The sequence below is a fragment of the Pseudarthrobacter sp. ATCC 49987 genome, assembly GCF_009928425.1.
In the GTDB taxonomy this organism is placed as follows: Bacteria; Actinomycetota; Actinomycetes; order Actinomycetales; family Micrococcaceae; genus Arthrobacter.
The window spans coordinates 3,799,426-3,825,366 of the sequence record NZ_JAABNS010000001.1 but is presented as its reverse complement, the minus strand read 5'-3'; the positions used below and the strand labels follow the sequence as shown (position 1 = coordinate 3,825,366).

The window sequence follows — 25,941 nt, the reverse complement described above, 5'->3', positions numbered from 1 at the left end:
GGTGGACATGAACCAGCCCCTGACAGGAGAAACACCTTGAGCAACCAGCACCCCGGAGGCAGTTCGCGGCCGGTCCCCGGACACGGCCCGGACCACGGTTTCGGCACCCCCGGCGCAGCCGACCCAACCCCGATGACCGCACCTTACGCTGCCGCGGGCGGCTCTCCCGCCGCGCAGTCAACAGACTGGCACCAGGCTGTGCCCGGAGCACCGGAAGCGGAACAACGGGCCCCGGGATGGGGCGCGCCGGCCGCCGAAGCTCCGAAACCGTCGGCAGGGAAACCGTGGACGATGAAACGGGGGCTCGCCGTCGCTGGCGCCACAGTCGCCCTGGGGGCCGCCGCGGGTGCGGGCGCCTACGCGCTCACGTCAAGTCAGGCAAGCAGCGCGACTGCGTCCGCCGGTGCCGGCGGACCAGGCGGTGGCACCCAGGGCTTCGCTCCGGGAACGCCCGGCTCCCAGCAAGGCGGACCGGCGGGAGGCGGAATGCCCGGGCAGGGCGGTCCTAACGGCTTTGCAGCAGGCGGCATGCCCGGCGGGCTGTCTGCAGCTGTGCACGCTGAATACGTGGTGCTGGACGGCAGCGACTACACCACCAAGGCTGAGCAGCTGGGCACAGTGAGTGACGTCAGTTCAACTTCCGTTACCGTCAAGAGCGCCGACGGATTCACCCGCAGCTACACCCTCGGCAGTGATGTACAGGTAAGCAGCATGCTCCAGCGCCGTCCGCAGGCGGGCGCATCGGGCGCGGACCTGACCGTGTCGGACATCGCGGCCGGCGGAACCGTGCGGATCGTGGCCGCGAAGGACGGCTCCGGCTACACGGCCGAATCCGTCCAGGTCGTGGCAGCGACCGCCACGGGTCCATCCAACTAGCCCGTTCCTGCCGGGGGATGCCGCCGGCTTCAAGCCAGGCATGCGCCGAGCCGAGCTTCGGGTGGCCTGCAAAAGGGAACTCCTCGCTGCCCGTGAAGATCCTGACCCGGTAGTCGGCGCCGGGGTCGGTGGGCGGCAGCAGGAACGTGGTCTCGGAGAGGTTCGTCCAGTTGGCGAACTGTTGCATCACACCGGTGGAGAGGCCCGCTGCGTCGACGACGACGGCCAGCGGGTTGCCCCGGTAGGGCACGTCAGTAAAGACGTCCACCTGGGCGAAAGGGCGAAGGCGGGGCACCGGTGCCGTAATCGAAGTCACTGCCGCAGGCTATCACCGGCACCGTTCCGGCTGACAAGGCTGCCGCCGTCTGCAAGACTGCCCGCATGGCCGTGAACAAGACCCACAACAAGACCAGAGCAACGGGCGCGTCCGTTGAGGAGTTGCTGTCCGCCGTCGAGCATCCCGTCCGACGCCGGGACGGGTACCGGCTGCTCGAACTGATGTCCGGGATCACGGGGCAGCCTGCCGAGATGTGGGGCCCCACGATTGTGGGCTACGGCCGGTACCACTACAAATACGCAACCGGGCGCGAAGGCGACGCGCCCGCCGTCGGCTTCTCACCGCGGAAAGCCAGCCTGTCGCTCTACGGGCTGAGCTATGGGCCGGAGTCCGCCGGGCTGCTGGCACGGCTGGGAAAACACAAGACCGGCGCCGGGTGTCTCTACATCAACAAGCTCGACGACGTTGACGAGGCAGTGCTCACCGAACTGATCCGGAACGGCTACCGGTACGTGACGACGGAATTGCACCACGAATGAGAGTTAACGCAGAAGGCCCCCGCATCCGGTTCCCAAGAGGAATCCAAAGGCGGGGGCCTTCCAGCAGTTCAGGACTGCGGAGCCGGTGAGGGCTACTTGCCTGCGACTACGTCGAGTTCGATCACAGCGGCAACGTCGGCGTGGAGGCGGACGTGTGCCTGGTAGGAACCAACCGACTTGATGTGCGTCGGCAGTTCAACCTTGCGCTTGTCGATGCGGCCAAGGCCTGCGGCCTCAACAGCGTCGGCCACGTCGCCCTGCTTGACGGTGCCGAACAGGCGTCCGGTCTCGCCAGCCTTGACAACGAGCTTGACCGGCTTGGCGGAGAGTGCAGCGGCCTGCTTCTGAGCATCTTCCAGGGAAGCGTGCTCGCGGGCGGCGCGGGCAGTCTTGATGGACTCAACCTGCTTCTCGCCACCCTTGGACCAAGTCAGGGCGAAGTTGCGGGGCAGCAGGTAGTTACGTGCGTAACCGTCCTTGACCTCGACAACATCGCCTGCAGCACCGAGACCGGTTACTTCGTGGGTCAGAATGAGCTTTGCCATGTTAGTTAATCCCTTCCTTAGCCGCGGCCAGCGCCGGAGTAAGGCAGCAGAGCAACTTCGCGGGCGTTCTTGATTGCCTGTGCGATCTTGCGCTGTTCCTGCACCGTGACGCCGGTGACGCGACGGGCGCGGATCTTTCCGCGGTCGGAGATGAACTTGCGCAGCAATGCTACGTCCTTGTAGTCGATGACAGTGATGTCAGCGGCCTTCAAGGGGTTGGACTTTGGTTTGGGCTTACGGAGTTCAGCCTTAGCCATCGTGGAGCTCCTATTCGATGGAGCCCGTGGATATTGATCCACGGGATGGTGGTGATCCGACGCCGGTCAGCGCACGTCCGCCTTGCGGCGTCCGGCGGGTTCCGTCGTCGAACCTTAGATGTTGTTTAGAAGGGAGGTTCGGAATCCGGGCCGTTGCCCCAGCCGCCGCCTGCATTGCTGACACCGGGCGTGGCCCAGGGGTCATCCTGCTGCTGTGCGGGCTGGTTGCCGCCCCAGGTTCCACCCGAGTTGCCGCCGCCCTGGTTTCCACCAGAGCCGCCACCGAAGCCGCCACCACTGTTGCCGCCGCCGAAGCCACCCTGGGCACCGTTGCCGGCACCCCCACCGCCGGAGCGCTGGGTGCGGTTGACCTTGGCGTTGGCGTAGCGCAGGCTGGGGCCGATTTCATCGACCTCAAGCTCGATAACGGTGCGCTTCTCGCCTTCCTTCGTTTCGTAGGAACGGCTCTTCAGCCGGCCGGAAACGATCACGCGCATGCCCTTGGTCAGGGATTCGGCGACGTTCTCGGCTGCTTCACGCCATACCGACGCGCGGAGGAACAGGGTTTCCCCGTCCTTCCACTCATTGGACTGGCGGTCGAAGGTGCGGGGAGTAGACGCGATGGTGAAATTCGCTACTGCCGAACCTGACGGTGTGAACCTCAGTTCGGGGTCATTGGTGAGATTACCGATGACCGTAATAGTGGTTTCGCCTGCCATCTACTGCCTCCTTGTTCGTTCCTGCGGGGTGAAGAGTGAAAATCGGGAGCTGAAATTACTCAGCAACAACCTTCTGTACTTCGGGGCGGGTGATCTTGGTGCGCATGATGGTCTCATTGAGGCTCAACTGGCGATCAAGTTCCTTGGCGGTAGCCGGCTCAGCGGTGAAATTCACCACGGCGTAGATACCTTCAGACTTCTTCTGGATTTCGTAGGCCAGGCGACGGCGGCCCCAGATGTCAACCTTTTCGATGGTTCCACCATCGGTCGTGATGACGTTCAGGAACTTCTGAAGCGTTGGCTCAACGGTACGCTCTTCGACCTCGGGGTCGATGATTACCATCAATTCGTAAGGACGCATATGTGAACCCACCTCCTTTGGGCTAAGCGGTTACGGCATTTCCGTAACAGGAGGTTCATTTGCGGTGCCATGTGCCCGCAGCACCCCCAGGAACGGGGGCAGGGCGCAGCACAGACTTCAATAGCTTAGTGCATCGGGACCGGATCCGGCGATTCCATGCCTGCCCAGCGTAGGCGCGGCCGGCTGGTGCCGGAAGCCACGCTGGCCTCCATGTGGAAAACCCTGTGCCATGATCGGGGAATGAACACGGGTTCCTCTTTCCGCCGCAACGCCCGGCCGATCCGGCGCAGCCGGCTGCGCCTGGCGGCAATGCTCCTCGCCGGGCTGCTCGCGGCCACGGCGTCCGGCCTGGCCGGGCACTGGGTGGAGGCTCCGGCTGTCGGCTGGGGCACGGCCTCGTTGACCTATGTTGTGTGGGTCTGGACGGCGATCGGTCGTTTCGACCCCGCCGAAACCCGGGCGCATGCCACCGCGGAGGACCCGTCCCGGAGTATCACCGACCTGCTGATTCTGGCGGCCAACGTCGCCAGCCTCGGCGCGGTGGCCGCCGTCGTCGTCGATTCCCATGCCAGCGACGGCGGGTCCCGTTTCGGCGGCGGGCTGCTGGCCCTGGCGTCGGTGGCCCTGTCCTGGCTGCTGGTGCAGACGCTCTTCACGCTGCGCTACGCCGAGCTCTACTACAGCACGGGCGGGAAGGCCGGGGCGGGAGTGGGTGGCATCGACTTCAACCAGGAACGCCGCCCGCAGTACACCGACTTCGCCTACCTCGCCACGAGCCTCGGCATGACCTACCAGGTTTCGGACACTGCCCTGCAGAACCATGGCATCCGGGCCGAAGCGCTCAAACACAGCCTGCTGTCCTACCTGTTTGGCACCGTCATCCTGGCCACGACCATCAGCCTTGTGATCGGCCTGGCCTTCTAAGGGGACGACGGCCGACAGCGCTCCCCGGCCACCGCTGCTGGAGGCTTTCCGGAACGAATACGAGTAGTGAACACGAAAACTACTCGACTTCAGTCGATGCCCTACTCGACTATCCGTGCGGCCTAGTCCCCCGACGGACGCCCGGCCTATATTTGCAAAAGCACAGCCATTTGGTCAGGGCTTTCGCTCCAACCCCGAGCGTGACCCGGGCCTTCGTTTTGCAGTTGGCGTTGGCGTGCGGAGGTGAATACGTCAGTTCGGGATCCGGTTCTCTCATCACGAAGCAGCAGGAATCCCGGCTGAATGGTCTCTTGGGGATGAATAGGGGCGCCCGTGGTTTGGTTCGATCGACGTTTAGCGGCTGCACTGGGACGGTCATGAAGGCGGCCATCGGTACCCGGATGACCGGCGCCTCGAATGCTTTTGGCTGGGGTCTGCTCAATACTGTTGTCTCACGGCTCGGCACGCTCGGCATAGGAATAGTCCTGGCTCGCGTGCTGGGCCCCGAATCCTTTGGCACTTTTGCCGTCGCCATGGTCGCCCTCATGGCCGTACTGAGTTTCAACGAACTTGGTGTCTCCCTCGCAATTGTTCGTTGGCCCGAGGATCCAGCCAGGATCGTGCCCACGGTCAACACAATTTCCGTCGCCGGCAGCACTTTGTTCTGCACTGCCGCGATGGCCGCCGCTCCGGTCTTCACCACGGCAATGGGAGATCCAGGCGCCACCGATGTCGTGCGGATCCTGATTCTGAGTGTCTTCGTCAACGGGATTGTTGCCTCGCCGTCGGCCCTGCTGCAGCGCGACTTCAGGGAGAAGGAACGGCTGTGGATCGACCAAGCCAATGTCTGGATCGGCGCTGTCCTCTCCGTGGTGCTTGCCCTCACGGGGATGGGAGCCATGGCGCTGGCGGCAGGCAGGCTCGCGGGCAGTCTGGTCTCCGGGGTGATGTTTCTGGCGGCTTCACCATTGCCCTACCGGTTCGGACTGGACCGCTCGCTGCTTGGGCCCCTCTTGCGCTTCGGGCTGCCGCTGGCCGGGACAAGCGTCATCTTCTTCGCTATCGGCTATGCGGACCAACTCACGGCCGGGGCAGTTCTGGGGTCGACGGTCCTGGCGTTCTACGTGTTGGCTTTCAACCTCTCCAACTGGCCGGTGAGTATCTTCGCGCAACCGCTCCGCAGAGTGGCGCCCTCGGCCTTCTCCGCATTGCAGCACAACCGGCCACGCATGGATTCAGCCTTGGAGGCCATTGTGGTGGTGTTGGCAGCCGCCACGCTCCCGGTGATTCTCTTCGTGGCCGGAATCGCGGTGCCATTAGTGGAATTCGTCTACGGCGCGGCGTGGGTGGCGGCAGCGACCGCAATTTCCTGGCTCGTCGTCGCCGCGTCCTGCAAAGTATTCTGCGATCTCGTCTACGACTACCTCGTGGTCCTGGGCAAGTCCGGGACGGTCTTCACCGTGCAGGCCGGAAGCCTGCTGGTGTTGGTTCCCGCCCTCGTGGCCGGGGCCTCCTGGGGAGGGCTGGGTGGACTCGCTGCTGCACAGGCGGCCGTGACAGGATGCGTGGTTCTACCCCTGTACCTGTGGAAGTTACGGGTGAACGGGCTGGCCCTCAGGGGAATTTTGGCGAAGATCCGTTTACCCTTCGCAGCAGGTCTGGTTACGGGCGCAGCAGCGCGCATCCTGGCGATGACGGTCACCGATCACCTCGCAGCGCTTGTCACCGCCGGGACAATCGCGGCACTGGTGACAGCCGGGTTGTTGTACCTGCAACGGGACCGCATTAAAGAGCTCCGATCCATCGGAAAGGCCGCCACAGTGGAGGCGACAGTATGAAAATTCTCGTATACCCGCACGATCTGGGGATCGGCGGCAGCCAATTGAACGCCATCGAACTCGCGGCTGCGGTGCAGCGGCTGGGTCACGAGGTCATCGTCTTCGGACGTCCGGGGCCGCTGAACCGGCGCATCGAGGAGTCGGGGCTGGAGTTTGTTCCATCTCCGGAACCCCATCACAGGCCGACCCCCTCGGTGGTGAAGGCACTGGTTCGCCTTGCCCGGGAACGAAAGATCGACGTCATCCACGGCTACGAATGGCCGCCTGCGCTGGAAGGCCTCATTGCCTCCCGGCGGTCGCCAGGCACTGCGGCCGTGGCAACGGTGATGTCAATGGCCGTGGCACCGTTCATTCCCAAGTCGATGCCGATTCTGGTGGGCACCCAGGAGATCGTGACGGCGGAGCAGGAGTTCGGTCGGACCTTTGCCGCGCTTCTGGAACCGCCGGTGGACCTTGATGCCAACAATCCGTCGCTGGACGTCGCCGAACAGGAGTTCCGCGGTAAGTGGGACCTGGATCCGGCCGCCTACACGGTGGTTCTCGTGACGCGTCTGGCAAAAGAGCTCAAACTCGAGGGCATCCTGGCTGCGATCGACTGCGTGGGAATGCTCTCACAAGAACTCCCCATTCAACTTGTCATCGCCGGCGATGGTCCGGCACGGCGGCTCGTCGAAAACCACGCCCAGGCGGTCAACGCCGCAAGGGGTCGGCCGGTCATCGTGCTCACCGGAGAGCTCGGGGATCCCCGGGCGGCCTATGCCGTGGCTGATGTAGCCCTCGGGATGGGAGGGTCGGCGCTGCGGGCAATGGCCTTTGCAAAACCACTGATCGTTCAGGGCGAGAAAGGCTTCTGGGAACTCCTGACTCCGGACAGCCTTCCGCTCTTCCTTGAGCAGGGCTGGTACGGAGTCGGCCCCGGCACGGAGGACGGGGCCGAGCGGCTGGCACACCTGCTGCGCGGCCTGCTTCCGGACGAGTCCTGCCGCAGGACGCTGGGCGGCTTCGGTCTATCAACGGTTCAGGAACGGTTCTCGTTGACGCGCGGCGCCCTCGTACTGGAAAACTTCTACGAGCAGGCCATCGAAGCAGCCGGGGAAGTCAGCATCGTGCAGGAGGTGGGAGCTCTCGCCAGGTTTGTCGAATACGAACTGGCCAGAAGGCTGCGCGGGGTCCTGGGGTCACCTCCAGCTGACGATTTCAATTCCCGCCCGGTGGCGGGGCGCAGACAGGCGGGTCCTGCAGTTGAGGCCCGCACTGCAGGGCGGGCAACACCATGAAGCAGCGGCGGACAGCGGCGCAGGAAACGCTCCTCTACGTCCCGGGGAGCCGCTGGGATGACGTGCGCGGAACCGACTACCGGCTCGCCATGGCGTTGGCAGTCCACGTCCCGGTCCTGTGGATCGATCCGCCACTTCCCATTCATCTGGCCAATCGGCGGGGGGCGGGTCTGGGGCGACGGACTGTCGAAATCACGGACGTCGCACCGGGTGTCACTCGGGTGCGTTCCCTGTCGGTCCCCGGATTTGCCCGTTGGGGGTCATCCTCCGTTGCAAGGGTACTTCTCGGTCGCGCCATCAGGACAGCACTCCGGCGGTGTCAGTTGCGCCCCTTCGCGACTATTCTTTCCTCGCCGATCAGCAGTTTTCCCGCGGGGGTCGAGGGACCGAAGGTCCTGTATGTCACCGACGATTGGGTGGCGGGAGCCGGACTCATGAACTTGTCCCGTCGTTTTGTGCAAGACAAGCTGCGGGACAACCTGCGAACAGCCGACGTGTGCGCGACGGTCTCTCCGCACCTTGCTTCGGTCTTGGAGGGGACACCCGGCGCGGCGGCTCCGGTCGTGGTGATCCCGAATGGATGCGATCTTCCGGATCGGCAGGACCATGGCACGCCGCGCCGCCGGAATGCCGGTCTCATCGGACAGCTGAATGAGCGATTGGACATGCAGCTGCTCGAAGCCGTTCAGGACGCTGGAATCCCAATGCTCGTGATCGGCCCCCGCACCGAGCGCGACGCGGAAACGGGACGACGGCTCGATGCCTTCCTTGCCGCGCCCAACGTTACGTGGCTCGGCGAACTCCCCGCGCAGGAACTGGCGCCGCACCTGGCTGAGATCGGTGTGGGGTTGACCCCCTATGCGGACACGGCCTTCAACCGCTCCAGCTTTCCGCTCAAGACCTTGGAATATCTCGCCTCCGGAATGCCCGTCGTGGCGAGCGACCTGCCGGCAGTCCGCTGGCTCAACACCGAACTTGTCGTCATCGGATCCGGTCCTGTTGAATTCGCCAACCAGGTCCGGAGGATCCTGGACAGCCCCGAGGAGGCCGGCCTGGGACATCTGCGACGCGACGTCGCCTCCCTGCATACCTGGCACGTCAGGGCGGCCCAGTTTCTCGGGATAATTCAAGGAGTCACGCCATGAGCCCAGCCCGGCCCTTCCGGCCGCCGGAAGGAATTAAGAGCAGCGCCGATGTAGATCACGTGCTGCTGACCAGATTCAACCTCCCATCGGTTGGGGCGGAGAGCGTTGTGCGGGCGAAGGATGGCTGGCTGCGTACGCGGCTGGAGCTGTTCCGCCGGTATTGCTTTCCATCAGTGCTGCAGCAGTCAGACCAGAACTTCAACTGGATCATCTACCTCGATCCCCAAAGCCCCGAATGGCTTGTCAGGTCGCTGGACGACCTCAATATCCACGGCACATTCACGCCCATCTACAGGGCCGAAGTCGGCCGCGGCGAACTTCTCGAGGATTTGCGGGCAGTGTCAGGAGCCCGACGCCGGGAGCTCATGACCACCAATCTGGACAACGACGACGGCCTCGCTTCGGACTTCGTTGAGCGCCTTCAGGCCGCCGGAAGCGACGGAACCCGCACGGCGATTTACCTGGCCCACGGTCTTATCCGCAATGGCAGCGCCCTTTACCTCCGCCGGGATCGGTCAAATGCTTTCTGCTCCGTCCGGGAAGACTGGGACGCCGCCCGGACCTGCTGGTCCGATTGGCACAATTTGCTTGGACAGTCGATGAACGTCAGGGAGCTCGCCGGCGCCCCGGCCTGGCTTCAGGTCATTCACGGTTCAAATGTCAGCAACCGGACCCGCGGGAAACGTGTTTCTGCCGCGCCTTATCTCGGCACGTTCGGACGCCTGCTGGACGGCGTCGATGACGTCGGCCGCCTTGACCTCATGAGGGACGCGGCGCTGGGGCGGCCACGCCGAATCGCGCTGGATTCCGGACGCTCCCTGCTGAAGCACGCTGCCATGACTGTGGTCGGCAAGGAGGGTCTCGACCGGCTCAAGGCGCAGTGGGCACTCCGCACGGCGCCGCAACGGGACGCTTAGCCGTGCGCGCTGCCACCTGCGCATCTGCCTACGCCGCAGTCCGGAAGAACCGTTCGGTCACCCTCGCGAGCCGGTAAGGATCCTCGACGCCGCAGAGTTCACGGGCCGAGTGCATCGAAAGCAGGGGCACGCCGACGTCGACCGTCCGGATGCCGAGCCGGGTGGCGGTCAGCGGACCGATGGTGGAGCCGCAGGGCATTACGTTGTTGGAGACGAACTCCTGGTACGGGATGCCGGCGTCCGCGCACAGCCGCGCCCACATGGCCGCGCCTGTGGCATCCGTGGCGTAGCGCTGGTTGGCGTTGATCTTCAGCAGCGGGCCGCCATTTAGGGCCGGGCGGTTGGCCGGATCGTGCCGTTCGGCGTAGTTCGGGTGGACGGCGTGCCCGGCGTCGGCGGACACACAGAACGACGCCGCGAAGGCCTGCCGCCGCTGGCTCGCCGAGGCGCCCAGACCGTCGGAAATGCGCACCAGCACGTCCTCGAGGATGGGCCCGCTCGCGCCGGATCTGGAGGCGGATCCGATTTCCTCATGATCGAACGCGGCCAGCACGGCAATCGGTGAACCGGCCGGCAGCGGCCCGGCCGCGTGGGCGATCAGCGCGGTGAGCCCGGCATGGGTTGCCGACAGGTTGTCCAGCCGCCCGGAGGCGAAGAACTCGCCCTTCGCACCGAAGACGGCCGGTGCCTGGGTGTCCGCGATGACGACGTCGTAGCCGCCGATCTGCGCAGCGTCCACGTCCGCCCCGGCAACCCGGTCCGCCAGCAGGCCCAGGAGGTCCTCGCCCGCCGGATCCCCCAGGCCGTAGACCGGGTTCATGTGCTGCTGCTTGTCCAAGGCCAGCCCCTCGTTCACGGCCCGGTCCAGGTGGATGGCCAGCTGGGGGAAGCGCAGCAGCGGCCCGGTGGCGGTGAGGTGCTGGGTGCCGTCCCGCAGCACCAGGCGCCCGGCGAGCTGCAGTTCGCGGTCCAGCCAGGAGTTGAGCAACGGTCCGCCATAGACCTCGACGCCGGCCTGCAGCCAGCCGAACCTGCCCGTGGTGGGTTTGGGCTTGAGCTTGAACGACGGCGAATCGGTGTGGGCGCCCAGGATGTTGAACCCGGTGGTGGGGCCGGCTGTCTCCGGGGTCACCCAGGCGATGATCGCGCCGTCGCGGATCACGTAGCACTTCCCGGCCCCGGCGGCTTCGTCCCAGGGCTGCAGCTCGTCGAGGGCCGCGAACCCCGCCCCGTTCAGCCGGCGGGCTGCTTCGTGGACGGCGTGGAAGCTCGACGGCGACGCGGTGACGTACGCGCCGAGATCCTGGATATGGGCTGCGGCGTTGGGCTGTGAAGGCATGGCTCCGAGTCTAGCGCCGTGGCCCCTGGCCGGACGGCTCTACACGGTCACGTTGAGGCCGGCCGAGTAGCCGCCGGACACTGACCCGGCCATGGTGGCCAGCTGGTAGATGCCGCCGTCGTCGCCGAAGACATTGTCCGATTTCAGCGTGGTCCGGGGGAAGTTCCGGGCGCTGGATTCGTAGCCGGCGGAGGCGTAGACCTCCTTGCACGCGGCGTCTGTCAGGGCGATCTGCGACACGGCGAGGACCTGCCCGGCGGCCGTCGCGTTGTCCATGGACTCGAAGACTTCGAAGTGGATGTGCGGCCACCGGCCGCTGTACGCGCCGGGGAAGATGGTCTGGAAGGTCATCTGGCCGTTGGCGTCCGCCTCCTGGACGCCGCGGAGGTAGTTCTCGTTCTTGAGTCCGGCGTCGTACATCGAGTACTTGCCGTCCTGGTCACAGTGCCAGGCATAGACCGCGGCCCCGGCCAGGGGAACGCACCCGTTGGCGTTGTCGAGCAGGGTCAGCGTGACGGTGAGCGGTACGCCGTCGACCTTGGTACTGGAGGTGCCGAAGCTCGACGTGATGTCCTGCCGGACCACACCCGAAACCGCCAGTACATTCGGGCCGTTGGAGCCATTGCCGGGATACGGTCCGGCCGTTTCCGCCGGGATTTCGACGCCGCACTCGGCGATCGCACGGGTCAGCGTGGGCGAGGCGGACGCTGACGGCGTGCCGGTGGCGGCGGTTCCGGATGCCGGTGCCGAACCTGCCGCCGTTGCCGCCGTGGAGGACGCAGCCGTGGAGCCGCCCGGGGTGCAGGCTGCCAGGGCGGCGGCCGTGCCGGCACCGAGGAACATGCCCAGCGAGCGGCGGCTCATAAGGGTGGAGAGGTCGAATTCCAGGCCGCGGTCGTGGTTGGGGTGCGGCTCGTGCGGTGGCTGCGGGAAGAAGTCATGCGTCCATGGAACCCCGGGGCACTATGCCCCGACTAGGCCCCTCCTGTGAAGGAGCTGTCGCCTGGACCGGTGCGGGCCGGACGCTGGCTGGGCGCGGGACATGCCCCCGCGGGCCCCCGGGACTGGGCATGTCCCGCCCGGCCACTGGACATGCGCTCCCCTGGTGGCGGCGAATGGACATAGTGGCAACATGTCCATCGCTGCGCGCCAGGACTGGGCATGTCCCGTGGTGCGGGGGACCCCAAGGGCCACGCCGTCTGGAGGCCCTTGTGCGCTACGACGCCGGGCTGGCGCCCACGGTGACGGCTTCGGCTGGTGCCTCTGCCGCGGGCACGCCAGCCCCGGCGTCACCGGCAGCCGGGGACTTCCCGCCGTTCTTGCGGTAGCGCCACAGTTCGATACCCACCACGACGGCGGCAAGGGCCAGCGGGAGCAGCAGCGATTCGCGGGTGGAATCCAGGACCACCATGCCTGTTCTGTGCAATCCCACAAATGACGGCCGTGAAGTCGGGGCACCCTTCCAACAACACGGCCCGTTAAGCAAGGAAAGTTGCCTATAGGACAATTCGGCAATGTGCCAGAAACCACTGCTGCAGGCAATCCGCGGACCGATGCCTCAGTAGTCCGGGTTGCTGGGCACCACCAGACCGGTCTCGTAGGCATACACCACGGCCTGGACCCGGTCGCGCAGGTGCAGCTTGGTGAGGATCCGGCGCACATGTGTCTTGACGGTGGCTTCGGAAAGGAAGTACCGGTGCGCAATCTCGGCGTTGGAGAGCCCCTCGGCCATCGCCCCGAGCATCTCGCTTTCGCGCGGGGTGAGGTCCTCCAGCAGCGGATCCTTGACGGGCCGGGCCGTGGTGGCGGATCCCGGGCCAGGGGCGCCGCCGGGGTCAGACTGCCCGCCCGCCATGCCGCCGGCACCGCTGCCCCGGACATACGTTTCCAGCAGCCGCCGGGTGATGCGTGGTGCCACCACCGCGTCACCGCTCGCCACGACCCGGACGGCACTAATCAGTTCGGCGGGCGCCACGTCTTTGAGGAGGAAGGCCGAGGCGCCGGCCTGGAGCCCGGCGAACGCGTATTCGTCAAGGTCGAAAGTGGTGAGGATGATGATCCTGGTGTGGGCCCCGGACGCCGTGATGGCCCGCGTGGCCTCGATCCCGTCCAGCACCGGCATCCGCACGTCCATCAGGACGACGTCGGGCCCGAGGTCGCGGACCTGACGGATGGCTTCGGCGCCGTCGGACGCCTCACCCACAATCCTCAGATCGTCCTCGCCCTCCAGGATCAGGCGGAAGCCCATCCTCAGGAGCGGCTGGTCATCCACCAGCAGGATACGGATCGGTCCGGTCTCGCTCATCGGTTCCCCTTGACTCATGTGACGTTACTTTCCGTTCTCGCCGTTCCAGTACAGGACGGCGTGCACGCGCCAGCCGTGATCGCCGCTCCGTCCGGCCTCTATGGTGCCCGCGTAGATCCAGGCCCGCTCCAGCATTCCAGCGAGGCCCTGGCCCGTACCCACGGACCCGAGGGGTCCCCGGGATCCCGACGCCGTGCCGCCGGCGTCGACGGTGCCCTTGCCGTCATCGACGACGTCGATGGTGACCGTGGAGCCGTCCCGGACAATCGCCACATCCACCCGGCCCAGCGAACGGCCGTAGCGCAGCACGTTCGTCAGCGACTCCTGCACGATCCGGTAGACCGTCAGCTGGAACGCGGCGTCGTCCGGCAGCGAGGGGCCGGTGTGCGTGTAGTGCAGCGGCAGCCCTGCGGTGCGGAAGCCCTCCAGCAGTTTGCCCAGATTGTCCCCCGCCACGAGCGGTTCGCGCGGAGCGTGCCCGTCGGCCGAGTCGTCGCGCAGCACGCCGAGGACGCGCCGCATGTCCGCCAGGGCGGTGCGGCCAGTGCGGGAGAGTTCCCCGAGTACCTCGGCCGCCCGCGCCGGGTCCTTCTTGACCACGACGGCGGCGCCGTCCGAAAGGCTGATCATCACCGTGAGGGAATGCGCCACGACGTCGTGCATTTCGCGGGCGATGCGGTTGCGTTCGGTGACCGACCCGAGCCGCGTGGCCCTCGCGGCCCAGGCGGCAATCTCGTTCTCGTGCTCGCGCCGCTGCCGGATCGAGACGCCGAGCCCGGTGGCAATGACGTTGGAGAGGGCGATGCTGATGCCGGCGGCGATGCTGCTGATCAGCTGGAAGTTCTCCGGAGTGTTCACCCCCATGTCCGGAAGCCTGCCATCCAGCGGACCAACGGCCAGCAGGAGGTACAGGAAGACCAGCGGCGCGGTGGCCGCCGTCAGGCATACCAGCGCGAACCGGCGGCTGCGCGCCACTGCCACGGAGTAGAGCGCAAACCACAGCCCGACGGAGACGTTGGAACCCCACGGATGCAGCAGGGTCACCCCCACTTCGAGCACCGCCACCACGGCCACCACCGGTACCGGATGGCTCCGCCGGAACAACAGCGCCGCCGCGGCGGCCGCGAGGAGCGCGGCGACCGGCCAGACGCCGTCGCGCACCGATTCCACGGCTGTCAGGACCACCAGCAGCAGGTAGCAGGCCACAACAACGGCATCCATGGCCCGCGGATGCTGGAACAGGTAGCGGCGGATCCGGCCCCGGCGCCGGGCGGTGATTTCAGCGAAGGACGCGTCAGCCTGGCCGGCGGGCGCGTCCTTCACTGAACCTGCATCGATCATGCTCTGAGCCTAGACGAGGGGCCTAGACGTCCCGCCGCTTCAGCAGCACGGCGGCCAGGACCACCGGGACGACGACCCAGGCGCCCAGCACCAGGGCGGCCTGCCAGGCTTCCAGGGTGTCCGGGACATGCTGCACGGCGGTCATTGGTTCGACCGTGTTGCCGGGCAGGTACTTGCGGGCCTCGACAAAGAAGTCGCCCGGGATCAGCTGGAAGGCGATCGGTGCCACGAAGAACAGCCCGACCAGGCTCATGATGCCGCCTGCGGAGTTGCGGATCAGCGAGCCCAGGGCCATGCCGATGGCGGCGACGGCGGCGACGTAGAGGCTGTTGACGAGCAGCATCTTCACTGATTGCGAGCTGGCGAGGTCCAGCTTGAGATTGTAGTTGTCCAGGATCGGCAGCGACACGAGGCCGGCCAGGTACACGGAGGCCGCGGTGAGGACGAATGCCGTCACCATCACCACAAGCAGCTTCGCGGCGTACGCCGGGATCCGTTTGGGAACGGCCGCGAAAGTGGAACGCGCCATGCCCGTGGTGAACTCGGAACTCATCAGCAGCACGCCGAGCGAACCGAGGATCAACTGGGCGAACGCGATGCCGGACGTCGGGACGCCGACGGCGAGGTCCCCGCCCTGGGCGGCGAAGGCGGCTGCCGCTTGCGGGTCCGTGGCCGCGGCCTCAGAGAACTGTCCCGTTCCCCACGCGGAGAGGGCCCCGAAGCCGACCACCACCAGGACGGTGCAGCCAAGCAGGATCACGGTGGACAGGAGGGTGCGGAACTTGATGAATTCGGAGTTCAGCACCCGGAGGAAACTGGGGCCAGGCCCGGTGCTGGTGCCGGACATTCCGCCGGCAGGGGCTGCGCCGGCGTGCGCGCCGCGGCGGGAGGGGTCAAGGGTGGTGGAGCTCATGGCTTAGTTGCCTCCGGACTGGACGGGGGCGGCTGCGCCCGTGGTGATCAGCGAGTGGTATTCGACCTCATCCTTGGTCAGTTCCATGTATGCCTCCTCGAGGCTGGCCTGAAGCGGGGTGAGTTCGTAAATCATGACGTGGCTGTCGAGGGCTGCGCGGGCGATCCCGCGCGGATCAAGGCCCGTGACCTCGAGCAGCTCGTTGTCCTGCAACTCCACGGACACGCCGGTGCCGGCGAGCAGGCGCATCAGCTGGTCCGGCTGGTCTGTGCGGACGCGGGTGCGGATCTGGCCCTTTCCGGTGATGATGTCCTGGATCGGCGCGTCGGCAATGATCCGGCCGCGGCCGATCACGATCAGGTGGTCCGCGGTGACGGCCATTTCGCTCATCAGGTGGCTGGAGAGGAACACCGTGCGTCCCTCGGAGGCAAGATACTTGACCAGGTTGCGGACCCAGACGACGCCCTCCGGGTCCAGGCCGTTGACGGGCTCGTCCAGGATGACGGTCTGCGGGTCGCCGAGCAGCGCAGCGGCGATCCCGAGCCGCTGCCCCATGCCGAGCGAGAAGCCGCCCACCTTCTTCCTGGCCACGTCGGCGAGCCCTGTCATCTCGATGACGTCGTGCACGCGCTTCTTCGGGATGCTGTGCGTGGCGGCCATCGCGAGCAGGTGGTTGTAGGCGGAGCGGCTGGTGTGGACGGCCTTGGCGTCGAGCAGGGCGCCGACGTCGCGCAGCGGCGCGGCATGCCGGGCGAACGGGGTGCCGTTGACGGTGACGGTGCCCGACGTCGGCCGGTCCAGCCCCATGATCATGCGCATGGTGGTGGACTTGCCGGCTCCGTTCGGGCCCAGGAAGCCGGTGACCCGGCCGGCTTCGACGGTGAAGTTGACTCCGGCGACAGCGGTTTTATCGCCATAAACCTTGGTCAGGCCTCGTGCTTCGATCATGGAAGCGTTCCTTTGCGTAGCAGTGGGGGTTGGTGTACCCATCACGCTACCGAGGCGAAGAGCCGAATTCGCCGGTCTCAGGGATGATTCAGGGTCGAATCAGGGTAGTCCGGGAGGATGACATGGAAGACCTCAGGGGGCCGGCGAGTAGTACGTCAGGGCGCCGGGCAGCACCGAAAATTCGACGCCGCGCACCCCCGGCACGACCTCCCCGTCCACCGCGAGGACCATCGTGGTGTCCCCGGGTTCCACCCGGATGCTGCTGGATTCGCTGAGGTGGGTGATCCGGGATGTCGCGACAGTTCCGGTCAGCACGGACCACAGCAGCCGGAGCCGGGCAAAGGATTCGTCTGCGGTGATCATCCTGAGGTCGAAGACGCCATCGTCCAGGACCGGGCGGACCAGCGGGGCATGGTCGCGGGGGTAATACCGTCCGCGGCCGATGTACAGGATCCAGAGTTTGTGCCGCACCCCATCCACGATCAGGGTGGTGGGTGTCCCGGCGGCGAAGGTCCGGAACATCGCGACCACACCGGCCAAGGGTTTGCCAAGCGCCGGCTGGAGCAGCTCCCTGCGGCGGACCAGGTTCGGGTAGAGGCCGATGCTCGCGGTGTTGAGCATGGTCAGGTGCACCAGTTCGGGGCGGCCGGGGAGTCCGCGTTCGACGGCCACCAGGCCAAGGTCCGCCCGCGCCGCCTCCCCCTTGGTCGCGGCCTCGACGGCGGCCGTGAGTGTCGGCGTTCCGGCATCCCGGGCGAAGTGGTTCAGGGTTCCGCCCGGCAGGACCAGGAGCGGGAGGGAACGCTCGACGGCGACCGCAGCCGCCGTCCCGACGGTGCCGTCCCCGCCCCAGACGCCCAAGGCGGCGACCCCGGGCCGGCTGGCGACCCGGGCGAGCTCCTCCGCGAGGTCCTCGTCCTGGGTAATCTCCTTTATATGCGCCTTGGGGAATACCTTCTGGAGTGCCGCTGCGGTCTCCTCCGCGTAGGAGCCGCCCAGCGTGTTGACCGCGATGCCCAGCCCTGCCCCCTCCGCGAGCTCGGCGGCTTTCACGGGGGTCCGCCGGACCTCGGGGAAGGGCGGCCGGACGGGCCACCATTTCCGCGTGACCACGGCAGCCCCTGCACCGATCGCCGATCCGAAGAACACATCCGAGGGCCAGTGGGCTCCGGTGTGGACACGCGAGTAGGCGACGCCGGCGGCAAGGGGTCCCAGCGCCGCGCCGAGGGTCGGCCGCACCAGTCCGACACCGAGGGCGAACGCCACGGCCGAGGCCGAGTGGCCCGAGGGCATGGAGGAGCTGGTGGGTTGGGGGTGGACAAACCTGAAGGCCGGAAGGTGCTCCGGCAGCGGACGGGCCCGCGGCAGCACGGTCTTGAATCCGAGATTCGTGACGGCGGAGGCCACGGCCTGCGCCAGCACCCCGTGGAGGGCAGCACGCCGCGTGCGCCCGGGGAACAGGGCCATGACGGCGGCGATGCCGATCCAGAGTTTGCCCTTGTTCGCCGCCGCGGAAAGCCGCCGGAAGAACTCGTCGTGGTTGCCCCCGGGGAGATTGGACACGGCGCGGACGATTTTCCGGTCGAGTGCCTTAAGCCGTCGTGGCGCCTTCCTCAGCATGCTTCGCATCCGACCACTTTACTGCCGGTCCGGCGGCAGTGTGCCAGCACGCCGGCGGATGGGTTGGCTAGGATGAGGCGATGACCCGAGTGCTGGACCCTCAGCGATTGTCAGCAGGCCGCGTGCTAGCGGCAAGTACCGCCTTGCTCACGCTGGGCGCGGTGCTCGGGGGACTGCTGGTGACGGACGTAGGTAGTCCCCCGTTCCAGGGCCTGGACGAAGGTTGGGCCGGCTGGATCACGTCCCTGCGCAGTCCGTTCTGGGACGGCATCAATGGCTTCCTCAACCTGGCCGGCTACCGGGGCGTCCTGGTGCTGCATGGGCTGCTCGTCGTGGCCCTGCTGCTGCGGAGGCGCCCGCAGGCGGCCCTCTTCGCTGCTGCTGCCGGCGCCGCCGTCCTGGTTCTTACCCAGGTCCTCAAGGCGGGCATCCTCCGGGACCGGCCCGACAACACAATCGTCCTGACTGACACGGGCTCGTTCCCCTCGGGCCATGTGGCGAGTACGGCGGCGTTCCTGGTGGTGGCAGCCCTCCTTGTCGGCCGCGCCTGGGGCGCGGTGCTCGCGGGAGTTGGGGTACTGGCCATGATGGTCAGCCGCACCTACCTGTCCGCCCATTGGCTCGCGGACACCGTCGGCAGCGTGTGCCTGGCGGTCCCGGCGGTGCTCCTGCTCTGGCTGTCGTTCCAGAACATATGCATCCAGGAGAATGGAGACGCCCGCCGGCTGCTTAGCTGGCGCGCAAGGGCTTCGCGGCGCCGGCGAGCAACAGCGCACCCAGAATCGGAATCATGATGGCCAGCAACGCCAGCCGGATGCCGACCAGGTCCCCAAGGTAGCCCAGCAGCGGCGGGCCAGCCAGGAACGCGACGTACCCGATCGTCGAAACCACCGACACACGGGCGGCGGCGTGCCTGGGATCGTCGGCCGCTGCCGACATTCCCATCGGGAACGCGAGGGCGGCCCCCGCGCCCCAGAGCACGGCACCTGCAGTGGCCAGCCAGAAGTCGCCGGCCAGGACGAAGAGCCCCAGCCCCGCGGCGGCGGCGGCCATACTGGCACGGAGCACGGGCACCCGGCCGTAGGCATCAGTCGCCCGGCCGCCGAAAAAGCGCACCGCGGTCATGGCCAGGACGAAGGCAGCAAACAGCAGCGCCCCGGTGGACTCCGTGGCGTCCAGGCCGTCCACGGCGGCTTTCGCGATCCAGTCATTTCCGGCACCCTCGGTGAGTGTCGCGCCCAGCACCACGACGCCGATCAGCAGCGTCCGTCCGTCGCGCCAGGCCGAGCGCCCCTTGGCGTCCCGGGTTTCCCCGGCCGCCGGCGCGGGGGCCGGCGTATGCGGCAGGAAGTAGCGCGGTGCGAGCATGGTCAGTGCGGCGACGATGACGGCGATGACCAGCAGGTGCGCGGGAAGCCCGACGCCCAGACCCGACAGGCCTGCCCCGATCAGTGCGCCCAGGAAGGCGCCGCCGCTGAAGGCGGCATGGAACTGCGGCATGATGGTGCGCCCGAGCTGGTGTTCGACGTCGGCGCCTTCAATGTTCTGGGACACGTCCCAAAGCCCGATGCCCATGCCGAAGAAGAACAATGCGATGGCGGTCCCGGGAACGGACCCGGCCAGCAGCGCCAGCGCTACCCCGACGCCCGCCACGGCGGCGACAAGGCCGGCGCCGCGCACGGCATTGGCTGTCCCGATCCGGCCCACAACGTGGCCGGCGGTGGGCAGGGCGATCAGGGAGCCCGCCGCCACGCAGAGCAGCAGGGTTCCCATCTGTCCGGAGGAGATGTTCAGGATGTCCGTCACCGCGGGGATGCGGGCGGCCCAGCTGGCGAACACCAGCCCGTTGATTCCGAAGATCAGGAAGGTTGCCGCGGCGGCGGCCTTGAGCTGCGGGCGGGTTGCCGTTCCGGTCATACGATCACTACTTCCACCGAGTGTTGGGTGAGCTGGTCAAGTTCTTCGGGGCTGAACTGGCGGTCCGTGACGAGGACATCCACGTCGTCCAGGGACGCGACGAGCGCCACGGCGCTGGCATTCCACTTGGCTCCGGAGCAGGCGGCGATCACCCGGCCGGCGGATTCCAGTCCGGCGCGCTTCACGGCCGCGTCGTCGAGGTCGTGGGCCAACAGTCCGTCCCGGAGGTTCAGCGCGCAGGGCGTGACCACGGCCGAGTCAAAGCGCAAGGAACGGATGTTGGCTTCCGTCATGGGGCCGCGGAAGGACTGTTCACCAGCTGTCAGGCGCCCGCCGGGCAGCAGCAGTTCGGGATGCCGGCCGGCGGCCGGGCCGCCCTGGGTCAGCGCGTTGACGGCCCGCAACGACATCGGCATCAGGGTCATTTGGCGCTGCCGCAACTGCCGGGCCACCTCGGTGGCCGTGGTGCCGCTGTCCAGCCAGACGTGCCCGCGGTCGGGCAGCAGGGCGGCGACGCCGGCCGCAATCCGCACCTTGACGGCGTGGTCCTCGATTTCGCGTTGGCCGTATTCGGGGTTTTCGCCGCCCAGCACGAGGCTCCGGGCACCGCCATGGACCCGGCGGAGAACCCCGTGGAGGGCCAGGACGTCCAGGTCGCGGCGGATCGTCGCGCCGGAGGCGCCGCAGGCGGTCATAAGCTCATCGACGCTCACATGCTCCCGATGGCGCAGCAGTTCACCGATGCGGCGGTGGCGCTCCTCAGTTGTCATGTTCAAATGCTAACTGAGCATGATCATTTAATCATTTTTTGCGTAAATGTCGTCTGGCGACATGACTGAAGAACTCTTCAAGGATGGCAAGGTCTCCGGCGCGGGGGAGTATCTGGACGGCGACCGCCACGGCCGCTGGGTCTTCTACTTCCGGAGTGGCCAGGTGAAGGCCGAGGCCGGGTACCGTCACGGACAGCTTGACGGCGACTGCGTCTGGTATCGCGAGGGCGGAGGGATGCTGCAGAAGGGCGCCTTCCGGGACGGACGGCAGGACGGCTTCTGGCAGCGGTGGCACGGCACCGGCGAGCTGCTGGACGAGGGGGCGTTCGACGTCGGACGGAAGACCGGCGAATGGATCACCTACGCCCCGGACGGCACCGAGACGCGGCGCAAGACCTTCAACTAGCCCAACGCTCCCCCACGTTTCGCTCGAAAAACACCAACCCTCTCTCATCGAGTGAGAGAGGGTTGGTGCAAAACGTGCCGGACGTGAGGGAGCGTTCTGTCTACCGCGTGACTTCCTCCAGCAGCTCGAGCACGTGGCGGTACTGGGCGCCTGTGGCCCGGGTCATGCCCAGTTCGCAGGTCCGGTTGCACGAGGCGTGGGCGGCGGCGCCCATGCCGGCCACCTCGGCGGCCTGTTTCGCGGTTGCCGAGGCCGTCAGTTCGGGGTGCAGCATGCCCCGGTCGCCGGCGAACGCGCAGCATCCCCAGTTTTCGGGGATCTCGACCCGCTCGGCCACGGCGCCGGCGACTGCCCCGAGGGCGTCGTTGAGGCCCATCCGGGTGGAGGAGCAGGTGGGGTGGAGGGCGAGGGACTCCAGTTTCCCGTGTTCGGGCAGCCGGGGCAGGATGTTGTCCGCGGCGAAGTCCACGGCGTCCACCATGCGCAGGGGACGCTGCCCGGCGGCGGGTGTGTCCGATTCCACCGCCTGGCGCAGTCCCTCGGTGCAGGAGGAGGCGTCGCAGACGATGGGAAGCTCGCCGTCCCGGGTTGCCTCCCGGAGAGCGGCCAGGGTCTTCTCCCGCATCGTTTCCTGGCCGGCGGCCATGCCCTTGGAGGACCAGGGGGTGCCGCAGCACAGGCCATCGATGCCGACGGGCACGAGGAGCATGAGCCCGGCCCGGGCACAGAGCTGCTCAAAGCTGTGCTGGACGCCGCGCCCTTCCGCGTCCGGGCCCGCTCCTGCGGGTCCGAACATGGTGCCCACGCAGGCCGGGAAGTAGACAGCGTCAACCGGGCCCGACGGCGTCGGACGCTTCCGCACCGAACCGCCGCCGGGCAGTTCGGCGGAATACAGCGGGACGGTGTCTGTCCCGAGCAGTGCCCGCGCGGCCTTGTTGGGCGGGGCGATGGCGGCGGCCGGGAGCTTGTCGACCACCGTCAGCGCCAGGGAGGCGCCGCGGGTGACGCCTTCCCAGTGCTTGGCGGCAGCGTTCCAGGCGCCATTGGCGAGCGGTCCGGCGTCCGCCGTCCGGAGGCGTTTCACGAGCGACCCGGTGTTGATGTCCACCGGGCAGGCGGTCTGGCACATCCCGTCGACGACGCAGGTGTCCACGGACTCGTATTCGTAGTCCTTTTCCAGCTCCTTGACCAGCGCCGTGTCCCCGGCCAGCCGCGCGGATTCGATGGCGCGCAGCGTGACGATCCGCTGCCGCGGCGTGAGGGTGATGTCCTTGCTGGGGCACACCGGCTCGCAGTAGCCGCAGGAGACGCAGCGGTCCACTTCCTCCGCCACAGGCGGCGTGGTCTTGATGTGCCGCAGGTGCGCCCGCGGGTCCTCATCCATCAGCACACCCGGGTTGAGCATGGCGGCGGGGTCGAAGAGCCGCTTGATGGTGCGCATGACGTCGTAGAGCTCATCGCCGTACTGCCGGCGGACGAACGGGGCCATGACGCGCCCCGTCCCGTGCTCGGCCTTCAGCGATCCGCCCTCGGCCAGGACCAGCTCCACCATGTCCTCGGTAAAGGCGCTGTAGCGGTCCAGTTCGGCCGCGGTGGCGAAGCCGTCTGTGAGCATGAAGTGGACGTTCCCGTCCTTGGCATGTCCGAAGATCACGCTGTTGCTGTAGCTGTACTTATCGAAGAGCCGGATCAGTTCCCGGCAGGTGCGCCCCAGCACGGGGACCGGGACCACAATGTCCTCCAGCAGCGCGGTGGTGCCCTGGGGCCGCGCTCCGGCGACCGAGGCGTAGAGGCCCTTGCGGAGCTGCCAGAGCTGGGCGCGTTCCCGCGCATCGCCGCTGAACCGGGCCGGGGCGGAGAGCCCGAGCCCGTGGAGGATGCCCTCGCCCCGGCCCTGGAGTTCGGCCAGCTGCCCGGCGCTGCCGGCGGAGTACTCCACGAGCAGGGCGGCATGGTCCCGGACCGCCAGGTCCTGCACGACGGCGGGTGTTCCCTTGAGCGTCTGGCCCACCTTGAGTGACAACGCATCCATCAGCTCGACGGTGGCGGCCCCTGTGCCGACGAGGGCGGGCAGCGCAGAGTTGGCCGCCTCGAGGTCCGGGAACACCAGCAGGCCTGCGGCGGCATGCGGGAGACGCGGGATGGTGCGGAAAACCGCCTCGGCCACGAACCCCAGGGTGCCTTCGCTCCCGACGATCAGGTGGGCCATGATGTCGACCGGGGTCTGGAAGTCCAGCAGGGAGTTCAGGCCGTAGCCCATGGTGTTCTTCATGGCGAACTGCTGCCGGATCCTCTGCACGGAGTCCGGATTGTTCCTGACCCGCGCGGCCAGCCGGGCGAGGCCGTCATGGAGTTCCGGCTCGAGGGCACGGAGTTTCTGGTCGGCGTCGGCCGCCCCGGTGTCGATCACGGTGCCGGAGGGCAGCACCACGGTCAGTGACTCCAGGGTGCGGTAGGTGTTGTCCACGGTGCCGCAGTTCATGCCGGAGGAGTTGTTGGCGACCACCCCGCCGATGGTGCACGCCGCCTCGCTGGCCGGATCGGGCCCGAATTTCCGGCCGTAGCGGGCCAGTCTCGCATTGAGCGCACGCACGGTGACGCCGGGCTGGACACGGACCCGGGCGCCGCCGTCGAGCACTTCGATGTCCCTGAAGTTGCGTCGGACGTCCACGAGCACGCCGTCGGTGACTGCCTGCCCGCTCAGGCTGGTGCCGCCGGAGCGGAAGGTCAGCGGCACGCCTTGGGCCGCGCTGGCGCGCAGCAGCCCGCCGACGTCGGCGGCGCTCCCGGCCGTGACGACGGCCTGCGGGATCAGCAGGAAGTGCGAGGCGTCGTGGGCATTCGCGTGCAGGTCGATGGCCCGGGTCTTCACCTGGGCGGGGTCCTGCACTGCCGAGCGGAGGCCGGCCAGGTCCAAGGGAGCCATCAGGGGACCATCCAGCCGAGCACGGGGGTGGACTGCAGGAAGATCAGCACGGTGATGAGTGCCAGGAGGCCCAGGCTCCAGCCGATCAGTTTGCGGAAGAGGGTCCCCTCGGCGCCGTCAAGGCCCACAGCCGCGGCGGCAACGGCCAGGTTCTGCAGCGACAGGATCTTGCCCATCACGCCGGCGGAGGAGTTGGCGGCGGCCATCAGCACCGGTGACAGGCCGGTCTGCACCGCTGCGGCCGCCTGCATCTGGCCGAACAGGGAGTTGGAGGACGTGTCGGAGCCGGTCAGGGCGACGCCGATCCATCCGATCAGCGGCGAGAGGATGGCGAAGAAGCCGCCCGCGGAGGCCAGCGCGAAGCCCAGGGTGGTGGTCTGGCCGGACAGGTTCATCACGAAAGACAGGCCCAGGACGGCGGTGACGGTGACGATCGTCCAGCGCAACTGGACCAAAGTGTCCCGGTAGATGCGCAGCCCCTGGGAGGCGGTGATTTTGTACAGCACCATGGTGATCAGCCCGGAGAACAGCAGCAGGGTGCCGGTCGCCTTGAGGTGGTCGAGCTTGAACTTGGTCGCCGCAACCGGTTTGCCGGCTGAATCGGTGATGTCCAGGCCGGGCCAGGCGAAGGTCACGCTGCCGACCTGGCCCAGCCAGGTCTTGACGAACGGAAGCTGGGCCACGGAGAACACCGCGATGATGATCAGGTAGGGAGCGATCGCCATCCAGATCTGCCGGGGTTCGGGCCGGGAGTTATCGGCCGGAACGGGGGCGGCGGCCTTGGCCGCGGACCTGCCGTTCCCGGAAGCGCCTCCCCGGGAGGTGCATCCGGTCGCAGCGGCGACGGCGGCAGGCACAGCCTCCGGGGCGGCAGCCTTGGCGGAGGACCCGTCCATCCCGACGGTTTCCGTCGGCTGCCAGAACTTCAGCATCAGCAGCACGGCGGCCACGGTCAGGACGGCGGCGACAACGTCAGTCAGTTCCACGGCGAAGAAGTTGGACGTGACAAACTGGGCCACGCCGAAGACGGCGCCTGCCACGAGGGCCACGGGCCAGGTCTGCTTGACGCCGCGGCGCCCGTCGACGATGAACACCAGCAGCAGCGGCACGATCAGCGCGATGAACGGCGTCTGGCGGCCGGCCATGGAGGACAGATCATGCAGCGGCAGGCCCGTGACACCGTTCAGGGCGATGATAGGTGCGGCCATCGCGCCGAAGGCCACGGGAGCGGTGTTGGCCAGCAGCGAGACCACTGCGGATTTCAGCGGTTTCATGCCGGCTGCCATCAGCATGGCGGCGGAGATCGCCACGGGCGCGCCGAATCCGGCCAGGGATTCCAGCAGGGCGCCGAAGCAGAAGGCGATGAGGATTGACAGGATCCTCAGGTCGTTCGAGATGGAACGGATGGCGCGTCCCAGCACTTCGAACCACGGGGTGGCCACGGTGAGCCGGTAAATCCAGAGTGCGTTGACCAGGATCCACAGAATCGGGAACAGGCCGTAGAAGATGCCAGCCGCGGTGGCGCTCAGGGCCTGGTTCACCGGCATCTGCCAGCCGACGATGGCCAGCAGGAGGGACAGGGCCAGGCTGGCCAGGGCCGCCATGGGGGCTTTCACCTTGAAGACGCCCAGTAGAACGAAGAGCAGGACGAGCGGAAGTGCCGCGCAAAGGGCTGAAATCACCAGGGACCCGGCAATGGGGTCGAGGATCTGCTGATACATGTGTCTCCAGATTGTGTTAGGCGTCACAACTCCGTGGCGCCCTACGATTGTCTTACAAGT

At 67.3% G+C, this 25,941-nt stretch carries 25 protein-coding genes and 1 pseudogene; 9 read left to right on the top strand and 17 right to left on the bottom strand.

Going from position 1 to position 25,941, the window contains the following annotated elements; translation table 11 throughout:
• Positions 1-36 precede the first annotated feature (36 nt).
• Positions 37-876: a hypothetical protein gene (locus GXK59_RS17705; RefSeq protein WP_237393944.1), complete on the top strand. Its 840-nt coding sequence runs from the start codon at positions 37-39 to the stop codon at positions 874-876.
• 4 nt (positions 877-880) lie between these two features.
• Here GXK59_RS17705 and GXK59_RS17700 read toward each other — a convergent pair.
• Positions 881-1,183 (bottom strand): annotated as a pseudogene (locus GXK59_RS17700) (PhzF family phenazine biosynthesis protein); the annotation flags it as partial.
• Positions 1,184-1,257: 74 nt separating this feature from the next.
• Between GXK59_RS17700 and GXK59_RS17695 the strand changes: the two are divergent.
• Positions 1,258-1,692, top strand: coding sequence for a DUF1801 domain-containing protein (locus tag GXK59_RS17695; protein ID WP_160668676.1), 435 nt, complete (start codon positions 1,258-1,260; stop codon positions 1,690-1,692).
• 92 nt (positions 1,693-1,784) lie between these two features.
• On the opposite strand, the gene rplI is transcribed toward GXK59_RS17695, so the two are convergent.
• The 4 genes from rplI to rpsF form a co-directional block, all read right to left on the bottom strand.
• A complete protein-coding gene (gene rplI / locus GXK59_RS17690) occupies positions 1,785-2,237 on the bottom strand; it encodes a 50S ribosomal protein L9 (RefSeq protein WP_160668675.1) in 453 nt (150 codons plus the stop codon).
• A 17-nt stretch (positions 2,238-2,254) separates the two neighbouring features.
• Positions 2,255-2,494: a 30S ribosomal protein S18 gene (gene rpsR / locus GXK59_RS17685; RefSeq protein WP_003800144.1), complete on the bottom strand. Its 240-nt coding sequence runs from the start codon at positions 2,492-2,494 to the stop codon at positions 2,255-2,257.
• Between the two features lie 125 nt (positions 2,495-2,619).
• Positions 2,620-3,213 (bottom strand): single-stranded DNA-binding protein, encoded by a 594-nt coding sequence (locus tag GXK59_RS17680; protein ID WP_024366240.1) that lies wholly within the window; start codon positions 3,211-3,213, stop codon positions 2,620-2,622.
• Positions 3,214-3,268: 55 nt separating this feature from the next.
• Positions 3,269-3,574 (bottom strand): 30S ribosomal protein S6, encoded by a 306-nt coding sequence (gene rpsF, locus GXK59_RS17675; protein ID WP_024366241.1) that lies wholly within the window; start codon positions 3,572-3,574, stop codon positions 3,269-3,271.
• A gap of 240 nt (positions 3,575-3,814) precedes the next feature.
• Here rpsF and GXK59_RS17670 point away from each other — a divergent pair, with 240 nt between their 5' ends.
• From GXK59_RS17670 to GXK59_RS17650, 5 genes are all read left to right on the top strand, one after another.
• Positions 3,815-4,498, top strand: coding sequence for a DUF1345 domain-containing protein (locus GXK59_RS17670; RefSeq protein WP_160668674.1), 684 nt, complete (start codon positions 3,815-3,817; stop codon positions 4,496-4,498).
• 377 nt (positions 4,499-4,875) lie between these two features.
• Positions 4,876-6,336: an oligosaccharide flippase family protein gene (locus tag GXK59_RS17665; RefSeq protein WP_237393943.1), complete on the top strand. Its 1,461-nt coding sequence runs from the start codon at positions 4,876-4,878 to the stop codon at positions 6,334-6,336.
• Positions 6,333-7,613 carry a glycosyltransferase gene (locus GXK59_RS17660; RefSeq protein ID WP_160668673.1) on the top strand — a complete coding sequence of 427 codons (1,281 nt, stop codon included), beginning with the start codon at positions 6,333-6,335 and terminating at the stop codon, positions 7,611-7,613. Before GXK59_RS17665 ends, GXK59_RS17660 begins: the two co-directional genes overlap by 4 nt.
• 665 nt (positions 7,614-8,278) lie before the next feature.
• Positions 8,279-8,758, top strand: a complete 480-nt coding sequence (locus GXK59_RS17655) for a glycosyltransferase (protein WP_160668672.1) — start codon at positions 8,279-8,281, stop codon at positions 8,756-8,758.
• Entirely contained in the window at positions 8,755-9,675 is a 921-nt protein-coding gene (locus GXK59_RS17650) for a glycosyltransferase (protein ID WP_160668671.1), read from the top strand. The genes GXK59_RS17655 and GXK59_RS17650 overlap by 4 nt, the downstream gene beginning before the upstream one ends.
• Positions 9,676-9,703: 28 nt before the next feature.
• On the opposite strand, the gene GXK59_RS17645 is transcribed toward GXK59_RS17650, so the two are convergent.
• The 8 genes from GXK59_RS17645 to GXK59_RS17610 all read right to left on the bottom strand — a co-directional run bounded on the left by GXK59_RS17645 (position 9,704) and on the right by GXK59_RS17610 (position 18,150).
• On the bottom strand, positions 9,704-11,014 hold the full coding sequence (locus GXK59_RS17645) for a M18 family aminopeptidase (RefSeq protein ID WP_160668670.1): 1,311 nt from the start codon (positions 11,012-11,014) through the stop codon (positions 9,704-9,706).
• A 39-nt stretch (positions 11,015-11,053) separates the two neighbouring features.
• Positions 11,054-11,878 carry an intradiol ring-cleavage dioxygenase gene (locus GXK59_RS17640; RefSeq protein WP_160668669.1) on the bottom strand — a complete coding sequence of 275 codons (825 nt, stop codon included), beginning with the start codon at positions 11,876-11,878 and terminating at the stop codon, positions 11,054-11,056.
• 352 nt (positions 11,879-12,230) lie between these two features.
• Positions 12,231-12,425 carry a hypothetical protein gene (locus GXK59_RS17635; RefSeq protein WP_443094298.1) on the bottom strand — a complete coding sequence of 65 codons (195 nt, stop codon included), beginning with the start codon at positions 12,423-12,425 and terminating at the stop codon, positions 12,231-12,233.
• Positions 12,426-12,572: 147 nt separating this feature from the next.
• The gene (locus GXK59_RS17630; protein WP_160668668.1) at positions 12,573-13,319 is read right to left on the bottom strand and encodes a response regulator; all 747 of its coding nucleotides are present in this window, start codon (positions 13,317-13,319) and stop codon (positions 12,573-12,575) included.
• A 24-nt stretch (positions 13,320-13,343) separates the two neighbouring features.
• Positions 13,344-14,660, bottom strand: coding sequence for a sensor histidine kinase (locus GXK59_RS17625; RefSeq protein WP_160668667.1), 1,317 nt, complete (start codon positions 14,658-14,660; stop codon positions 13,344-13,346).
• A 22-nt stretch (positions 14,661-14,682) separates the two neighbouring features.
• Positions 14,683-15,573 (bottom strand): ABC transporter permease, encoded by an 891-nt coding sequence (locus GXK59_RS17620; RefSeq protein ID WP_160668666.1) that lies wholly within the window; start codon positions 15,571-15,573, stop codon positions 14,683-14,685.
• A 3-nt stretch (positions 15,574-15,576) separates the two neighbouring features.
• On the bottom strand, positions 15,577-16,521 hold the full coding sequence (locus GXK59_RS17615) for an ABC transporter ATP-binding protein (RefSeq protein WP_160668665.1): 945 nt from the start codon (positions 16,519-16,521) through the stop codon (positions 15,577-15,579).
• Between the two features lie 132 nt (positions 16,522-16,653).
• Positions 16,654-18,150, bottom strand: coding sequence for a bifunctional phosphatase PAP2/diacylglycerol kinase family protein (locus tag GXK59_RS17610; RefSeq protein ID WP_160668664.1), 1,497 nt, complete (start codon positions 18,148-18,150; stop codon positions 16,654-16,656).
• 113 nt (positions 18,151-18,263) lie between these two features.
• Here GXK59_RS17610 and GXK59_RS17605 point away from each other — a divergent pair, with 113 nt between their 5' ends.
• Positions 18,264-18,935: a phosphatase PAP2 family protein gene (locus GXK59_RS17605; RefSeq protein WP_237393942.1), complete on the top strand. Its 672-nt coding sequence runs from the start codon at positions 18,264-18,266 to the stop codon at positions 18,933-18,935.
• Here GXK59_RS17605 and GXK59_RS17600 read toward each other — a convergent pair.
• Both GXK59_RS17600 and GXK59_RS17595 read right to left on the bottom strand, forming a co-directional pair.
• Positions 18,871-20,058 (bottom strand): MFS transporter, encoded by a 1,188-nt coding sequence (locus GXK59_RS17600; RefSeq protein WP_160668662.1) that lies wholly within the window; start codon positions 20,056-20,058, stop codon positions 18,871-18,873. The two genes, GXK59_RS17605 and GXK59_RS17600, sit on opposite strands and share 65 nt — an antisense overlap.
• Complete coding sequence (locus tag GXK59_RS17595; protein WP_160668661.1) at positions 20,055-20,828, bottom strand: DeoR/GlpR family DNA-binding transcription regulator; 774 nt, start codon at positions 20,826-20,828, stop codon at positions 20,055-20,057. Before GXK59_RS17595 ends, GXK59_RS17600 begins: the two co-directional genes overlap by 4 nt.
• Positions 20,829-20,889: 61 nt before the next feature.
• On the opposite strand from GXK59_RS17595, the gene GXK59_RS17590 reads away from it, so the two are divergent.
• The gene (locus GXK59_RS17590) at positions 20,890-21,234 is read left to right on the top strand and encodes a toxin-antitoxin system YwqK family antitoxin (protein WP_160668660.1); all 345 of its coding nucleotides are present in this window, start codon (positions 20,890-20,892) and stop codon (positions 21,232-21,234) included.
• A gap of 100 nt (positions 21,235-21,334) precedes the next feature.
• Here the strand turns inward: GXK59_RS17590 and GXK59_RS17585 are convergent, their stop codons facing one another.
• Both GXK59_RS17585 and GXK59_RS17580 read right to left on the bottom strand, forming a co-directional pair.
• Positions 21,335-24,160: an FAD-binding and (Fe-S)-binding domain-containing protein gene (locus GXK59_RS17585; RefSeq protein ID WP_160668659.1), complete on the bottom strand. Its 2,826-nt coding sequence runs from the start codon at positions 24,158-24,160 to the stop codon at positions 21,335-21,337.
• Positions 24,160-25,881: an L-lactate permease gene (locus tag GXK59_RS17580; RefSeq protein ID WP_160668658.1), complete on the bottom strand. Its 1,722-nt coding sequence runs from the start codon at positions 25,879-25,881 to the stop codon at positions 24,160-24,162. The genes GXK59_RS17585 and GXK59_RS17580 overlap by 1 nt, the downstream gene beginning before the upstream one ends.
• Positions 25,882-25,941: the final 60 nt, after the last annotated feature.

Bases quoted from the DNA above. Each gene is read 5' to 3' on its own strand.
- GXK59_RS17595 (WP_160668661.1), bottom strand. From the start codon at position 20,828: ATGACAACTGAGGAGCGCCACCGCCGCATCGGTGAACTGCTGCGCCAT.
- rpsR (WP_003800144.1), bottom strand. From the start codon at position 2,494: ATGGCTAAGGCTGAACTCCGTAAGCCCAAACCAAAGTCCAACCCCTTG.
- GXK59_RS17695 (WP_160668676.1), top strand. From the start codon at position 1,258: ATGGCCGTGAACAAGACCCACAACAAGACCAGAGCAACGGGCGCGTCC.
- GXK59_RS17630 (WP_160668668.1), bottom strand. From the start codon at position 13,319: ATGAGCGAGACCGGACCGATCCGTATCCTGCTGGTGGATGACCAGCCG.
- GXK59_RS17650 (WP_160668671.1), top strand. From the start codon at position 8,755: ATGAGCCCAGCCCGGCCCTTCCGGCCGCCGGAAGGAATTAAGAGCAGC.
- GXK59_RS17580 (WP_160668658.1), bottom strand. From the start codon at position 25,881: ATGTATCAGCAGATCCTCGACCCCATTGCCGGGTCCCTGGTGATTTCA.
- GXK59_RS17680 (WP_024366240.1), bottom strand. From the start codon at position 3,213: ATGGCAGGCGAAACCACTATTACGGTCATCGGTAATCTCACCAATGAC.
- GXK59_RS17670 (WP_160668674.1), top strand. From the start codon at position 3,815: ATGAACACGGGTTCCTCTTTCCGCCGCAACGCCCGGCCGATCCGGCGC.
- GXK59_RS17590 (WP_160668660.1), top strand. From the start codon at position 20,890: ATGACTGAAGAACTCTTCAAGGATGGCAAGGTCTCCGGCGCGGGGGAG.
- GXK59_RS17600 (WP_160668662.1), bottom strand. From the start codon at position 20,058: ATGACCGGAACGGCAACCCGCCCGCAGCTCAAGGCCGCCGCCGCGGCA.
- GXK59_RS17660 (WP_160668673.1), top strand. From the start codon at position 6,333: ATGAAAATTCTCGTATACCCGCACGATCTGGGGATCGGCGGCAGCCAA.
- GXK59_RS17640 (WP_160668669.1), bottom strand. From the start codon at position 11,878: ATGAGCCGCCGCTCGCTGGGCATGTTCCTCGGTGCCGGCACGGCCGCC.
- GXK59_RS17620 (WP_160668666.1), bottom strand. From the start codon at position 15,573: ATGAGCTCCACCACCCTTGACCCCTCCCGCCGCGGCGCGCACGCCGGC.
- GXK59_RS17655 (WP_160668672.1), top strand. From the start codon at position 8,279: ATGCAGCTGCTCGAAGCCGTTCAGGACGCTGGAATCCCAATGCTCGTG.
- GXK59_RS17610 (WP_160668664.1), bottom strand. From the start codon at position 18,150: ATGCGAAGCATGCTGAGGAAGGCGCCACGACGGCTTAAGGCACTCGAC.
- GXK59_RS17585 (WP_160668659.1), bottom strand. From the start codon at position 24,160: ATGGCTCCCTTGGACCTGGCCGGCCTCCGCTCGGCAGTGCAGGACCCC.
- GXK59_RS17645 (WP_160668670.1), bottom strand. From the start codon at position 11,014: ATGCCTTCACAGCCCAACGCCGCAGCCCATATCCAGGATCTCGGCGCG.
- rpsF (WP_024366241.1), bottom strand. From the start codon at position 3,574: ATGCGTCCTTACGAATTGATGGTAATCATCGACCCCGAGGTCGAAGAG.
- GXK59_RS17615 (WP_160668665.1), bottom strand. From the start codon at position 16,521: ATGATCGAAGCACGAGGCCTGACCAAGGTTTATGGCGATAAAACCGCT.
- GXK59_RS17635 (WP_443094298.1), bottom strand. From the start codon at position 12,425: ATGGTGGTCCTGGATTCCACCCGCGAATCGCTGCTGCTCCCGCTGGCC.
- GXK59_RS17625 (WP_160668667.1), bottom strand. From the start codon at position 14,660: ATGATCGATGCAGGTTCAGTGAAGGACGCGCCCGCCGGCCAGGCTGAC.
- rplI (WP_160668675.1), bottom strand. From the start codon at position 2,237: ATGGCAAAGCTCATTCTGACCCACGAAGTAACCGGTCTCGGTGCTGCA.
- GXK59_RS17665 (WP_237393943.1), top strand. From the start codon at position 4,876: ATGAAGGCGGCCATCGGTACCCGGATGACCGGCGCCTCGAATGCTTTT.